Source organism: Lysobacter auxotrophicus, from assembly GCF_027924565.1.
GTDB classification, from domain to species: Bacteria; Pseudomonadota; Gammaproteobacteria; order Xanthomonadales; family Xanthomonadaceae; genus Lysobacter_J; species Lysobacter_J auxotrophicus.
In genome coordinates, this window is sequence record NZ_AP027041.1 from 3335861 (window position 1) to 3349941 (window position 14081).

The following is a 14081-nucleotide window of genomic DNA, read 5'->3' on the forward strand; positions in this document are numbered from 1 at the left end:
CCCCTCTCCCTCCGGGAGAGGGGTTGGGGTGAGGGTCGGGGCGTGCGGTGCAGTGACGCGGCCAAAGCATGCGCGCCGTTCAAGTCCGCAGCAGCCTTCGTCAGCGCTACGGTGCTGCACTTCACCCCTCCCCATCCCTCCCCTGCAGTCGCAGGGGAGGGAGTTCACGCCGCTTGCGGTTCCGCCAACGGCTGCTGCGCCGCTTCGTTCGTCGTATCGCACCGCGGCGCGATCACCTCCCGCGTCTCCCCCGTGTGCGAAAGCAGCCGCAGCGTGCCGTCCGGATCTTCCGCCAGCGCGCTCAGGCTTTCGACCCAGTCGCCATCATTGGCGTAGATCAGGCCATCGCGTTCGATCAATGCCGCGCGATGGATATGACCGCAGACGATGCCGTCGAGCCCGCGACGCCGCGCATCGTCGAGCCCCGCGTGCACGAAGCGCTCGATGTAGCGTTCGGCCGCGCCGCTGCGGCGCTTGAGGAATTCCGACAGCGACCAGTAGCGCTGGCCGGCGAGGCGTCGCGCGCGATTGAGCCACTGGTTTCCGGTGAGGATGCGGTAATACAGCCAGTCGCCGAACTGCTCCTGCAGTCCGCCGAAATGCGTGACGCCGTCGTAGTCATCGCCGTGCGTGACCAGCAGGCGGCGGCCATCGGCGGTGACGTGCACCATCCTGCGGCGCACGCGCATGCGCGGCAGCGCGAGGCCGCAGAAGCGGCGGATCGGGCGATCGTGGTTGCCCGGCACGTAGACCAGTTCGGTCCCGGCGCGACGCAGCGCGTGCAACGCTTCGATCACCCGGTTGTGCGGCGCGCCCCAGCGCGCGCGACGTTGCGCCATCCACCACAGGTCGACGATGTCGCCGACAAGATAGAGCCGGTCGCAGCGCAGCCCGCCGAGGAAATCGGCGAATTCGGCGGCGTGGCAGTGTTTGGATCCCAGGTGGACGTCGGACACGAAGACCGCGCGACGGCGCGGCGGCAGCACGGTCGGCGTCGACGTCATCCGGCGGTCTCCAGGCAAGGTTCGGCGATGGCTGCGCCGAGATAGCGTTCGCGCTTCTTCGGGCGAAGCCGGTGCAGGTCGACCTCGATCAGTCCGTCGACCGCGTCGCTGAAGGCCGGGTCCACGCCGAACGCGAGGAATCGCGCGCCGCCCGGCTCGCACAGGTCGGTGTATTGCTTGTAGAGCATCGGCAGCGTGGCGCCGAGCGCGTCGAGGTTGCCCTTGAGCACGCGGAACGCCGTGGCCGCATCGACCTCGCCGAACTGCGGCGGCGCCGCCTGGTAGACGAAAGGCTGCCGCGACACCGCGCGTGCCGCGTCGCTGCCGTAATAGCGCGCGTAATACGCGACGATCTGTTCGCGCGCCGCGGGTGGCAGCGCGGCGCTGATCGACACCGGCCCGAACAGGTAGCGCACGTTCGGGTGCTTGGCCAGGTACGCGCCGATGCCCTGCCACAGGTAGTCGATGCTGCGGCTGCCCCAGTAATCGGGCACGACGAAACTGCGGCCGAGTTCCATCCCCTGCGCGATGCGCGGAACGGCATCGTCGGCGTACTGGAACAGCGATGCGGTGTAGAACCCCGCGAGCCCGCGCTCGGCGAGCACGCTGGCACCGCGCGCGATGCGGTACGCGCCGGCGATCTTCGATGCGTCCGCGTCCCAGAGCACGATGTGCTCGTACCAGCTGTCGTAAAGATCCACGTCCAGCCGCTGGCCCGTGCCCTCGCCCACCGCGCGGAACGTGAGTTCGCGCAGGCGGCCGATTTCCTGCAGCAGCGGCGAACCGGCGGCGAGCCGACCGACGCGGATCTGCTTGCCGTCCGATGTCTGGCCGAGCAGCGGCATCGCCTCGACGCCATCGCGCACCTGCGCCGGATCGATCGCGTCGATCAGCGGTGCGATGAGCGGCACGACGCTCGCATCGACCGACGCGGCGGAGTTCGCGCGACGTCGCCCCAGCGAGAACAGTTCGCGACGCACGTCGCGCAGCAGCCGCTGCGGATCGCCGTCCGGCGGAAGCGAAAGCGGATGGCCGATGCGCAACGCGATGCGATGCGCGCGCCGGGCGAACATCTCGCGCGCCAGCAGCGCGGTGCCGACCGGCTTGAACAGCGCCGAGGCGCCGTAGAACAGCGCGGAGTTGCGCGCTTCGATGCGCACCGGCAGCACCGGCGCACCGGCCGAACGTGCGAAGCGCAGGAAGCCTCGGCGCCAGCGCCCGTCGGTCACCCCGCGCAGGCCCAGTCGCGCCACTTCACCGGCCGGAAAGACGATCACGCACTGGTCGGCACGCAACGCGTCGTCGATCGCCGCGAGGCTCTGCACGCTGGGCCGACCACCGAGAATGCGCACCGGCAGCAGCAGCCCGGACAGCGGCTCCAGCGCGCCGAGCAGGTCGTTCGCGACGATGCGCACGTCGCGGCGCACGCGGCCGACGGCGTCGAGCAGCGCCAGCGCATCCAGCGCGCCGGAGGGATGGTTGGCGACGATCAGCAGCCGGCCAGAGGCGGGAATCCGCCCGAGTTCGGCCGCATCGACCACGTAGCGCGCCTGCAGGTGATCCAGCCCCGCGGCGACGAAGTCGAAATCGCGCAGGTGGCCGTTCGCCGCGAGGAAGGCCTCGACCTGGTCGAAGCGCGACCAGCGGCCGATGGTGCGCAGCAGCGGCCGGGCGACCGTCGCGCGACGTCCCCGGAACCAGTGCGGAAAGCGTTCTTGCAGGCGGCGTTCGAGTGGCATGCGTCGCAGGCGGATCGCCCCGGCGGGGCTTTCGCCGCGGAAGGTTGGACGCACGCGGCGACACCGCGGTGGCGGTTTCGCGTCAGCGACATGACAGCGCCGCCGGCCCGCCGCCCTCGTTCAGGCGCCTTGCGCTTAACCACCGCGCAACATCTGCGTGGCGCACAATGCGCCGACCGGGACAAGCCTGTATCATGCCCGGCCATCCTTTCATCCGAATCAAGGGATATTGACCTCGATGTCCAGCTACCTGTTCACCTCCGAATCCGTCTCCGAAGGCCATCCGGACAAGATCGCCGACCAGATCTCCGATGCCGTCCTGGACGCGATCCTGGCCCAGGACAAGCGCGCGCGCGTGGCCTGCGAGACGCTGGTGAAGACCGGCGCCGCCATCGTCGCCGGCGAGGTCACCACCACCGCGTGGGTCGACATCGAGTCGCTGGCGCGCCGCGTCATCAACGAGATCGGCTACAACAATTCCGACGTCGGCTTCGACGGCCACACCTGCGCGATCATCAACATGCTCGGCAAGCAGTCGCCGGACATCGCCGCGGGCGTGGATCGCAAGAAGCCGGAAGAACAGGGCGCGGGCGACCAGGGCCTGATGTTCGGCTATGCCTGCAACGAGGCGCCGGAGTTCATGCCGGCCCCGATCTACTACTCGCACCGCCTGGTCGAGCAGCAGGCGAAGATCCGCAAGAAGAAGAACTCGCCGCTGCCGTGGCTGCGCCCGGACGCGAAGTCGCAGGTCACCCTGCGCTATGACGCGAACCACAACGTCGCCGGCCTCGACGCCGTCGTGCTGTCGACGCAACACGATCCGGGCGTGAAGCAGAAGGACCTGGTCGAAGGCGTGTACGAGAACATCCTGCGCCCGGTGCTGCCCAGGAAGTGGCTCGAGTCGCTGCCGAAGAACAAGATCCACATCAACCCGACCGGCATCTTCGTGATCGGCGGCCCGGTGGGCGACTGCGGCCTGACCGGGCGCAAGATCATCGTCGACAGCTACGGCGGCATGGCCCGTCACGGCGGTGGTGCGTTCTCGGGCAAGGATCCGTCGAAGGTCGACCGTTCGGCCGCCTACGCCGCGCGCTACGTCGCCAAGAACATCGTCGCCGCCGGCCTGGCCGACCGCTGCGAGGTCCAGGTGTCCTACGCCATCGGCGTGGCCGAGCCGACGTCGATCTCGGTCACCACCTTCGGCACCGGCAAGATCCCGGACGAGAAGATCGAGAAGCTGATCCGCAAGCACTTCGACCTGCGTCCGTACGGCATCGTGAAGATGCTCGACCTGATCCATCCGGTCTACCAGGACACGGCCGCCTACGGCCACTTCGGCCGCAAGCCGAAGGAAGTGACCTACGTCGACGGCGCCGGCAAGAAGCAGACCGCCACGGCCTTCTCGTGGGAGAAGACCGACCGCGCCGAAGCCCTGCGCGCCGACGCGAAGCTGAAGTAAGCAACACGCCTCACGAACGCCCCTCTCCCGCCCGCGGGCGATGGGTCGGACTGAGGGAAAAAGGCCGCGAAAGCGGCCTTTTTCGTGCGGGCGACAGGGGCCCCGCAGCACGTCCGGATTCACTCACCGGGCCCCGTGAACCGCTAGAATGTCGTGTTCCCACCGAGGGGCGCTGCAAGTCCGGAATTTCCCGGAATCAGGCTCGGCGGGACGCATACCGAATCAACGGCGCCCGGTTTGGCAGGCCATCACGGCCCGCCCCAACCCACCCTCTCCCGCGAGGGAGAACGGGACACAAACCGGAGCAATCTGATGAACGCGCAAATCAAGACCTTCTCGACCGAAGGCGACTACAAGGTCGCCGACATCTCCCTGGCCGACTGGGGCCGCAAGGAGCTCGACATCGCCGAGCACGAGATGCCGGGCCTGATGTCCATCCGCAAGAAGTACGCCGCCGCGCAGTCGCTCAAGGGCGTCCGCGTGACCGGCTCGCTGCACATGACGATCCAGACCGCCGTGCTGATCGAGACGCTGCGCGACCTGGGCGCCGACGTGCGCTGGGCCTCGTGCAACATCTTCTCGACGCAGGACCACGCCGCCGCCGCGATCGCCAAGTCGGGCACGCCCGTCTTCGCGTGGAAGGGCGAAACGCTGGAAGAGTACTGGGACTGCACGCTCGCCGCGCTGACCTTCCCTGGCAAGGGTTCCGACAAGTACCTCGGCCCGGAGCTGGTGGTCGACGACGGCGGCGACGTCACGCTGCTGATCCACAAGGGCTATGAGCTCGAAAACGGCAGCGACTGGGTCAACACCGCGTCGGGCAACCACGAGGAGCAGGTCATCAAGAACCTGCTCAAGCGCGTGCACGCCGAGCGTCCGGGCTTCTGGCACACCGTCGTGCGCGACTGGAAGGGCGTCTCGGAAGAGACCACCACCGGCGTGCACCGCCTGTACCAGCTGGCCGAAGCCGGCAAGCTGCTCGTTCCGGCGATCAACGTCAACGACTCGGTCACCAAGAGCAAGTTCGACAATCTGTACGGCTGCCGCGAATCGCTGGCCGACGGCCTCAAGCGCGCGATGGACGTGATGCTCGCCGGCAAGGTTGCGGTGGTGTGCGGCTACGGCGACGTCGGCAAGGGTTCGGCGCACTCGCTGCGTGCCTACGGCGCGCGCGTGGTGGTCACCGAGATCGACCCGATCAACGCCCTGCAGGCGGCGATGGAAGGCTTCGAGGTCAACACCGTCGAATCGACGCTGGGCCGTGGCGACATCTACGTCACCACCACCGGAAACAAGGACGTGCTGACGCTCGAGCACATGTCGCAGATGAAGGACCAGGCCATCGTCTGCAACATCGGCCACTTCGACAACGAGATCCAGGTCGATCGCCTCAACGAGTCGGGCGCCACGCGCCTGAACATCAAGCCGCAGGTGGACAAGTACACCTTCAAGAACGGCAACTCGATCTTCCTGCTGGCCGAAGGCCGCCTAGTGAACCTGGGCTGCGCCACGGGCCACCCGAGCTTCGTGATGTCGAACTCGTTCTCGAACCAGACGCTGGCGCAGATCGACCTGTGGGCGAACAAGGACACCTACGAGCCGAAGGTCTACATCCTGCCGAAGAAGCTCGACGAGGAGGTCGCGCGCCTGCACCTGGAAAAGATCGGCGTGAAGCTGACCACGCTCACCAATGAGCAGGCCGCCTACCTCGGCGTGCCGGTGGAAGGCCCGTACAAGCCGGATCATTACCGGTACTGATCCACGGCGGTATCGCAACGGAAAACGGGCGCTTCGGCGCCCGTTTTTTGTCAAGGATTAAGCACAGGCGCAACAACCCCCGCGAGCAGCAACTGCCGGCGCGCCATCCATAGGTTCGACAGCGCGAACAAGCTCGACCTCATAGCGCAGTAAGTCTCCGATTATGGATTCATCCCCTTCAGTCCTGGATCAGAGAAGCATCTGCTAAGGGGCTGACTCTGGACATCGCTAACTTCAAAGATCCTTCGTGCCACCTTGTTCACTTTCGCGCGAACACATGCGCAGCCGTAACCGGCAGTATCGTCCGTGCGAACCCAGTGCCCACGACGAAAACCGCCTTGTCCTAGAAGCCCACCATCCGGTCCCTTACGGGTGACCGACCAACTCCCATCGCGATCACGCAGAGATACCTCGCTAGACCTACTTAGAGAAAGCCAGCCGCATCGCTTCTCCTCCCGGTTCTCCGCAATCAAGCTCGCCATTCTAGGACCGTAAAAGGCTCCACCTGTCGGCACGGTCAGCAGCTTCCAGCTCAGCTGCTCACCGTTGCGAGACAATAGGGCCACACCGCCCGTAGCACCAAAAGTTGAACTAAATTTGACGGAAGCAGTTTTTCCGTCCGTGCTCACCACGCCAGACAAATTGCTCTCTGCTGGATCGCAGTCAATCTTCGCGCCATGACGCGTGACGTAACAGTAACTACCCATCAACCTCTTATCTTTAGCAATAAGATGAAGCTCGAATGTGGAGTACGGCGTCTCCCCAGCCGAGTCGCCTTGAGTTACCTCGACCCAGTCTCCAGAGAATCGATCAGGAAGGTCACCGGCCAGGCACCACTGGGGCATAGATAGCAAGAGCGCAAACGCAAAGCGTTTCATGGCGAAGCTCGCAGACAGTCGTCGACACGGTTATGCCAGCCTTTCAAGAACTTCACCTTCGCATTAGGAATGCCCTTACTATCCACAGTGAGCGAGGTGTAGTACGCCTTTCTTGAAACACCTATTCGTTGAACAAGATGCTCCTGGTCAGCGATCGAGTTTATTGCGTCAATCGTGATTCTCCCCATCACATTATTGACGGCGACCCAAACGTTCGCTCCGACTTGTTGCCAGCGAACGCACGCTGATACCCACTGCGCCCTTGTCAGTCATTGTTTGACTTCCTCTTCAAACAGCCCTTCTGGGCACGTCGGCTGCACGTCATAGTCAAGGCCGTAGTAGAAGTGAGAGACGAGCTTCCCGTCCTGGCGCACAAATAGGTGACTACCTTCCTGGCTGAAGCAGGACGTGATGCGTAGCAGTCCAGATTCCGCACGAACAGTCACGTCATCCCCATCTATCGCCTGCGTCATCTCAGCTGCGTTGATCGCCACCACTCCGATAAGCGGCTCGCGTGATTTGACTGGAGGAGCTTCAAATCTGAGCATCGACGCGCCTGTCTCCACATCCATCACTGTTTCGGCGGGCTGCTTTGGAAGCGCAGCGATGGCCGCCAGCTCGCGACAGCAAAGTGTTCCTCCGTCTCCCGACGGATACTGCATCGTCAACTTGTCACTGCGGTACAGATTTCCCGCGATATAGAGGTCTACCTTCGAATCCCGATAGACGGCAAAGCCGATCCGCACGGGCCCCTTGACCTCAGGCTGCGCGGCACTTGCCAAGGGACTGGTCACTTGAGAAGAGCAGGCACATGACAGCAGCACTGCCATAAGCAAGCAGATTTTTCCATTCATGCCAGGACCTCAATGTCCGTCATCGGACCAGTGGGGCGGGTCGCTTGCGAGCTTCACGACGCCGTAGCTCTGACCGACCGTATGTTGATCACTTGAAGAGGAAATTCGGCAGGCGGCACCGCTAGCGTCGCGAACATCACTGCCAACCGCTCCGGAGATGGTCATGTCAATCGCACGGCGCTCGGTATGCCGGGAGGTAAGCGCTGCGGAATGGGCCATTGCATAGCCCGCTACGGTCGTGACCGATCTGGATCGTCTCGTCGTTGCCGACGTCCTCGCTGCGATCGTGACCGACCTTCGTCGTCTCGTCGTTCTCGACGACGATGTTCTGGTCCTTCTGCGCGTGGACGAATATTTCTTCTTGCCCGGCTTCGTCTTCAAAGCGCAGCTCGTTGTAACCCTTGCCTTTGTGAGTTTGGGTTTTAAATGTCGTGCGCGTCTTGTGCAACGGCAATTCATACGGCGGCCGATTCGCGGCGTTGTACGCTCGGCCGGTCACGATCGGCTGATCGATCCGTCCGTCCAGGAAGCTGACGATCACCTCGTGCCCCACCCGCGGGACCGCCATGAAGCCGTACATCGCCCCGGCCCAGCCCTGCGACACGCGGATCCAGCATGAACTGGATTCCTTGCGATCACCCTCGCGATCCCAAGGGAAGTAGACTTTTATCCTTCCGTGAACATCGGTGTAGATCTCTTCATTCTCCGGACCAACCACTTCTGCGACTTGCGGCCCGTCGATCACGGGGTGCGGCGCTGGTTCGGGCTTCCAATCGTAATGGGCGGGGACGACCGTGGCGTTGTAGTCGTAGCGGCTTCCATGCTCAGCACCCGCCGCATCGGCCTCCTGCGAGACAGCCTGCTCGCCACGATGGCGCATCGTGATCACGCGCCAACGCACATTCAACGCTTCATTCGAATGCCCGGTCAGTTCGAACGCCAAGCCCGGCCATAGGCGTGCATCGTCGCCTTCGATTAGCGCGTGCTCGGCCAGGTTGCGTAGGCCGGACAGCTTGGTCCGCGTGAAAGGCCGGCCCACCTCGTCCTTCTTGTACCCCGCAGCATAGTCGTAGAACTCAAAATCACCCGCCGCTTGCTCGGCAGCCCAGGCACGGGTGCCGTGCTCCTGGTTGTACGGCGGATTGTGGAAACTGTACTCGCGTTGGGTCGCCCTCGTCGGCGCAAGCTGGCGACGGTGGGCGAAATGCCGCACGTGCGGCACCGGCGCGTCGCCGGCCGTTACGGGTTGATACAGGACTTCGCCATCGAGTGTGGGCGCGGTATCGATACGGTCGCTCAGCACTAACCTGGATTGCGCGCCTTCCGTCTGATGCCAATAGACGATGCCCTCTTCCGTCGCGAGCCGGTACAGGAATCGGTCGTCGTGTTCCCTGTATTGGACCGCGAACTCCCTGGGCTCGTGCTTAGCGAGGTAGGTCGTTTTGGCGCCTTGGAGGCGGTGTTCTTTCAGGACGGTCGCAAGGATCTCCGGCGCGTTGACCTGCTGGAAGATGCGGCTGTTGTGACGCAGCGCCAAGCGCGCCAACGGGGATTCGACCACGGCTCGATAGCGGGTGAAACGATGGCCGCTGTTGCCTTGCTCGAAGGCAGTGACAATGCCGGCCACGGTACGATCAGGGATGCCATCACGCTCGATCGTGAAGACTGCGTCTTGGTCCAGTAGCCCCGCTCCGTCAATTGCGTCATCGACACTGGACAGCTCCAGGTTTAACCGAAACGCCTGCGATACGCCTTCGGTCAGCTCGAAACGCACTACGTCGAGCGATTGCTCGCCCACCAGGAATCTAAATCGCACATCCGATTGGTGCGCCATGCTTTCGTCCTTTGCGCAGGAGCACCGAAGTCTCCTGACCTCTTGCAACGTGTTCTATAGGAGTGTTTCGTGGCCCGGCCTCAGCCCAGCAGAAAGCCGCTGTCGCCTTCGGTGAGCGTGCCGCCGTGATCTGTGACATCGCCCACCGTGGCCGCTGACTTGCCGTCAATCACGAAGCCCGACGAACCGCTGATGATGGTGGCGCGGAACCACTTCAAGGTGACGGTCGGCAGCATCTCGCCGGCGGCCAATGCGTTGTACATCAGCGGCACGGCCTTGTTCAGCGCGCAGGTGAACTTCAGCGGGCGGTGCACGCGCTGGCCGGACGGCTGGCCTGACTGCGGATCGGTCGGCACGGTGACGATGTGCCTCACTTCCTGCACGAGGATCTCGTCCTCGTGGCCTTCGACGAAGGTGTTGCCAACGGAGTCGGCGGTGAACGCGCCCTGGGTGATGTTGCCCTGGGTCTTGCCCTGGAGGGCGATGTAGGCGGGGGTTGGCATCGCCGAACTCCTTATCTCTTGTTGTAGTGCCACCGACGTTCATCAGTGGTCGATGGCAGGAACGCAATCACCGTGCCAACGCCTCAACACACGGCACATCAATGACTTGCTCATCGGCGAATACGCGCTCCGGCAATTTCTTGCCAGATCGCTGGCAAGTTCTTGCCAAAACGGCAACCTCTTGCCCGCGTCATTGCGCTGCACTTGGGTTACGCGATGTACAAGCATTGTGCGAGCGCGACTCGCCACCATCGGGCAGCCGCGCGCTGGTACGTAGGAAAACCCCTGCGAAAAAAGTCGCGAAACAAAGGCGACGTTTACTCGCAGCGCCGAACATCTCCAGACTGGCCGCATAAAGACATGGCGATGGAACCGGTTGAGATCCCCAGAGTCGCAATCTCTATTTCGGCCTCACCAACCTGGCGTAGTCGCTCCCCTGGTCCCGCGGATGCGGAGCGCTTTGTGCCCACCCGTCTGCAGCATTGCGGCCAGAAATGCCGCGACAAGCATCCTTCCCATGCGTGCCTCCTCAGTTCCGCCCCACACCAGCGCTGGACTTCATGCGCTGACGCGGCACGTGAATCGAGGGAAACAGAGGTCCGAAATTGATGTATTTCTTGAGCAATACGCTTGTCTGATATCAATTAGCATTCATCGCGATGAAGCGATAGACTGCCCACACTTCCCGCCGAGCCGGTGCGCATGGCCACGACCCCGATCAGCTTCGAGTTCTACCCGCCCAAGACCGACGAGCAGCGCGCGCAGCTGGACAAGACCGCAGCAAAGCTGAAATCGCACCAGCCCGATTACGTCTCCTGCACGTTCGGCGCGGGCGGTTCGACGTTGAGCTACACGCCCGAGACGGTCGAGCGCCTGCACACGCAGCATGGGCTGAGCGCGGCGCCTCACCTGTCGTGCGTGGGCGGCACGCGCGAGGAGCTCGGCGAACTGCTCGAGCGCTACAAGACCATGGGCTGCCGGCGCATCGTCGCGCTGCGCGGTGACCTGCCCTCCGGCATGGGCCATACCGGCGATTTCCGTTACGCGACCGAACTGGTCGAGTTCATCCGCCGCGAGCACGACGGCTATTTCCATATCGAAGTCGGCTGCTATCCCGAATGCCATCCGCAGTCCGATGATGCGCTCGCCGATCTTCGCCATTTCAAGGGGAAGGTCGACGCCGGTGCGGATGGCGCGATCACGCAGTACTTCTACAACGCCGACGCGTATTTCCGTTTCGTCGACGATGCACGCCGCCTGGGTGTCGAGATCCCGATCGTGCCCGGCATCATGCCGATCTCGAACTTCTCGCAGTTGCGTCGTTTCTCCGATGCGTGCGGCGCGGAAATCCCGCGCTGGATCGGCAAGCGCATGCAGGCTTACGGCGACGACGTGGAATCGATCCGTGAATTCGCGGCCGACTTCGTGGCCGACATGTGCCGCCGCCTCGTCGAGGGCGGTGCGCCCGGCCTGCATTTCTACACGCTGAACCTGACCAAACCGACGCTGTCGGTGCTCGCGCGGATGGCCTGAAAACGCCGGTAAACGGCGCGATCTCACACGTCGCATTGACGGTACCGGGGGGAGGATGAGCGCACCCGCTCCCCCCGGGAACCGACATGACCAAGCTGCACAAGGGCGCGCTGCGCAAGAGCACGCCGAAACAGCGCGCGACGGCGTCATGGATCGCACTGTTGGCCTTGTTGTGCGCGTTCGCCCCCGCGCACGCCGCAGGCGGCCTCCATCGCTGCGAAGCGCCCGACGGCTCGTCCGTCTACACCGACAGCGCCTGCGCGGCGTTCGACGCGAAGCCCGCCGCGATGTCGACCGACCTGCTCAACCGGCTGGCGTCGGACGATGCGGCGTTCGACACCGATTCGCGCGCGCGTTCGCTCTCCACCGCCATCCGCGTGCGTCGCGCGCCGCAGGCCGGCTGCGCGCGCAGCCCGACGCAGTTGTCCATGGACCTGCTGGCCTCCTTCGCGATGGGCGATGTGAATCGCATCGCCGAAAGCGTGCACTGGCCCGGCCTTCGCCATCGCCAAGCGCAGGTGGTGATGAACCGCCTCATGCAGCTCGCGCGCGCGTCGCTCGTCGAAGCCACCTTCTGGCCCGGGCTCGCCGGTGGCGGGGGTGGCGCGATGCAGCTCACGTTCGACCGCCCGCAGCGTGTGATGGAAGTCGGCGTGGAGCGTTACGCCGGTTGCTATTTCGTGCGCCTGTGAAGGCAGGCTCCGGACACCGTGCCTCGTTGTGCGATCCACGCACTGTCGGCGGGCGGTTCGCCCGGCTAGTCTGCGCCGATGTCAGACCCGCGCTTCCGTTCGATCCACACGCTCCTCGCGCTGATGTTGCTCGCATGGTGCGCGCCGGCCGCGGCCGACGTGCGCCATTGCGTGTTGCCCGACGGCCAGAGCGTTTTCACCGATCGCGGTTGCGCGGAAGTCGGCGGCACGGAGCAGGTCGAGCAGCGGCCGGTGGTCGGCAACGTCGAGAAGAAGCGCGCGCCCGGCTGCGCACGCAACCTCGATGACCTGCTGTTCGAGATGAATACCGCCTTCGCGGCCCACGACGCCAATCGCCTCGCCGGCGTCTATCACTGGACCGGGATGTCCGGCAGCACCGCCTACAACGTGATGGAGCGGCTGGATGCGATCGTGCAGCGGCCGCTGATCGACATCGTGCCCGTGATGCCCGAGGACCAGCCGACGACCGACGTCGAGACCGCCGCGCCCCGCCCCGTCTTTACCGAGGCCGTCCTGGCGGACGTCGCCGCCCCCGAGACACCGGCCGCCCCCGCGCCGCCCCGGCCGAGGAGCCCGGTCGCCGTGCGCGTGGAGCAGACGCTGGAAAACGGCATCACGCCGTCGCGGACGGTGTTCGGCCTGCAGAAGCATTTCGGCTGCTGGTGGATCAAGGGCTGAACCGGCCGTGCCGGCAAGCCCGCCGAATGGGAAGCGGCCGCGGCGCGAGGCACAATAGCGGTTTCCCCTGACGGACGGCCGCGATGCAATACCCCGACTGGATCTGGCACAACGGCGCGATCAAGCGCTGGGCCGACGCCACCACGCACGTGATGTCGCACGCGCTGCATTACGGTTCGTCGGTGTTCGAAGGCATCCGCTGCTACCAGACGCCGAACGGCCCGGTGATCTTCCGCCTGACCGACCACAACACCCGCCTGTTCGCGTCGGCCAAGATCTACGACATGGCGATGCCGTATTCGCTGGAGCAGATCAACGCGGCGTGCCGCGAGGTCATCCAGGCCAACGAGAACACCACCGATTACCTGCGCCCCGTCGCGTACCGCGGCCTCGGCGGCTTCGGCCTGTCGGCCGACACGCCGACCGACGTCGCCGTCGCGACGTGGAAGATGGGCCAGTACCTGGGCGCGAGCGTGCTCGAACAGGGCATCGATGCCTGCGTATCGAGCTGGCAGCGCTTCGCCCCCAACACCCTGCCCGCCGGCGCGAAGGCGGGCGGCAATTACCTCTCCGGCCAGCTGGTCGCGCGCGAGGCGCGTCGCCTCGGCTTCGGCGAGGGCATCGCGCTGGCATCGACCGGCCTGCTGTCGGAAGGCGCCGGCGAGAACCTCTTCCTGGTGTTCGACGGCGCGCTGCACACCACGCCGGTAAGCGCCGCGCTGCTCAACGGCATCACGCGCAACACGATCATCACGCTCGCTCGCGACGCCGGCATCGACGTGGTCGAGCGCGACCTGCCGCGCGAGTACCTGTACCTGTGCGACGAGTTGTTCATGTGCGGCACGGCGGCGGAAATCACGCCGATCCGCTCCGTCGACGGCCGACAGGTGGGCGCCGGCAAGCCGGGCTCGGTGACGCGTCGCATCCAGGAGCTGTTCTTCGGCCTGTTCGACGGCAAGACGCCGGACAAGTACGGGTGGCTGGAAGCGCTGTAAGTGCTGCGGTCATCGGATACGAAGAAGGCGCCGGAAGGCGCCTTTTTCGTTGATGGATGCGTTACGCGTGCACGCGCCGTCTGGGCGCTCTTGCCGTTGTTGTTGTGACCCCGGTAAGCGAAGCGCACCCGAG

General features: G+C 64.8%; 13 protein-coding genes and 1 riboswitch. Of the genes, 6 read left to right on the forward strand and 7 right to left on the reverse strand.

What is annotated here, in order from left to right:
• Positions 1-164: 164 nt before the first annotated feature.
• Together LA521A_RS15175 and olsF are read right to left on the reverse strand one after the other, a co-directional pair.
• Positions 165-1004 carry a UDP-2,3-diacylglucosamine diphosphatase gene (locus LA521A_RS15175; protein ID WP_281779698.1) on the reverse strand — a complete coding sequence of 280 codons (840 nt, stop codon included), beginning with the start codon at positions 1002-1004 and terminating at the stop codon, positions 165-167.
• On the reverse strand, positions 1001-2743 hold the full coding sequence (olsF, locus tag LA521A_RS15180) for a bifunctional ornithine lipid synthase OlsF (RefSeq protein WP_281782113.1): 1743 nt from the start codon (positions 2741-2743) through the stop codon (positions 1001-1003). Before olsF ends, LA521A_RS15175 begins: the two co-directional genes overlap by 4 nt.
• Before the next feature lie 238 nt (positions 2744-2981).
• Between olsF and metK the strand changes: the two genes are divergently transcribed.
• Both metK and ahcY read left to right on the forward strand, forming a co-directional pair.
• Complete coding sequence (gene metK / locus LA521A_RS15185; protein ID WP_281779699.1) at positions 2982-4202, forward strand: methionine adenosyltransferase; 1221 nt, start codon at positions 2982-2984, stop codon at positions 4200-4202.
• 158 nt (positions 4203-4360) lie between these two features.
• A riboswitch (S-adenosyl-L-homocysteine riboswitch) is annotated at positions 4361-4443 on the forward strand.
• A gap of 71 nt (positions 4444-4514) precedes the next feature.
• On the forward strand, positions 4515-5960 hold the full coding sequence (gene ahcY / locus LA521A_RS15190; protein WP_281779700.1) for an adenosylhomocysteinase: 1446 nt from the start codon (positions 4515-4517) through the stop codon (positions 5958-5960).
• A 161-nt stretch (positions 5961-6121) separates the two neighbouring features.
• Here ahcY and LA521A_RS19045 read toward each other — a convergent pair whose 3' ends face one another.
• The 5 genes from LA521A_RS19045 to tssD form a co-directional block, all read right to left on the reverse strand.
• Entirely contained in the window at positions 6122-6838 is a 717-nt protein-coding gene (locus LA521A_RS19045) for a DUF4087 domain-containing protein (protein WP_425494529.1), read from the reverse strand.
• Positions 6835-7026: a putative peptidoglycan-binding domain-containing protein gene (locus LA521A_RS19050; protein ID WP_425494530.1), complete on the reverse strand. Its 192-nt coding sequence runs from the start codon at positions 7024-7026 to the stop codon at positions 6835-6837. Before LA521A_RS19050 ends, LA521A_RS19045 begins: the two co-directional genes overlap by 4 nt.
• An 81-nt stretch (positions 7027-7107) precedes the next feature.
• The gene (locus LA521A_RS15195; protein WP_281779701.1) at positions 7108-7692 is read right to left on the reverse strand and encodes a hypothetical protein; all 585 of its coding nucleotides are present in this window, start codon (positions 7690-7692) and stop codon (positions 7108-7110) included.
• Positions 7693-7858: 166 nt separating this feature from the next.
• Positions 7859-9526 carry a type VI secretion system Vgr family protein gene (locus LA521A_RS15200; RefSeq protein ID WP_281779702.1) on the reverse strand — a complete coding sequence of 556 codons (1668 nt, stop codon included), beginning with the start codon at positions 9524-9526 and terminating at the stop codon, positions 7859-7861.
• Between the two features lie 80 nt (positions 9527-9606).
• Positions 9607-10029, reverse strand: coding sequence for a type VI secretion system tube protein TssD (gene tssD, locus LA521A_RS15205; protein WP_343226695.1), 423 nt, complete (start codon positions 10027-10029; stop codon positions 9607-9609).
• Between the two features lie 702 nt (positions 10030-10731).
• Here tssD and metF point away from each other — a divergent pair.
• From metF to LA521A_RS15225, 4 genes are all read left to right on the forward strand, one after another.
• A complete protein-coding gene (gene metF, locus LA521A_RS15210) occupies positions 10732-11562 on the forward strand; it encodes a methylenetetrahydrofolate reductase [NAD(P)H] (protein ID WP_281779703.1) in 831 nt (276 codons plus the stop codon).
• Positions 11563-11648: 86 nt separating this feature from the next.
• On the forward strand, positions 11649-12254 hold the full coding sequence (locus tag LA521A_RS15215; RefSeq protein WP_281779704.1) for a hypothetical protein: 606 nt from the start codon (positions 11649-11651) through the stop codon (positions 12252-12254).
• 123 nt (positions 12255-12377) lie between these two features.
• Positions 12378-12953 carry a hypothetical protein gene (locus tag LA521A_RS15220; RefSeq protein ID WP_281779705.1) on the forward strand — a complete coding sequence of 192 codons (576 nt, stop codon included), beginning with the start codon at positions 12378-12380 and terminating at the stop codon, positions 12951-12953.
• An 83-nt stretch (positions 12954-13036) separates the two neighbouring features.
• Positions 13037-13948: a branched-chain amino acid transaminase gene (locus tag LA521A_RS15225; RefSeq protein ID WP_281779706.1), complete on the forward strand. Its 912-nt coding sequence runs from the start codon at positions 13037-13039 to the stop codon at positions 13946-13948.
• The last annotated feature ends 133 nt before the right edge of the window (positions 13949-14081 follow it).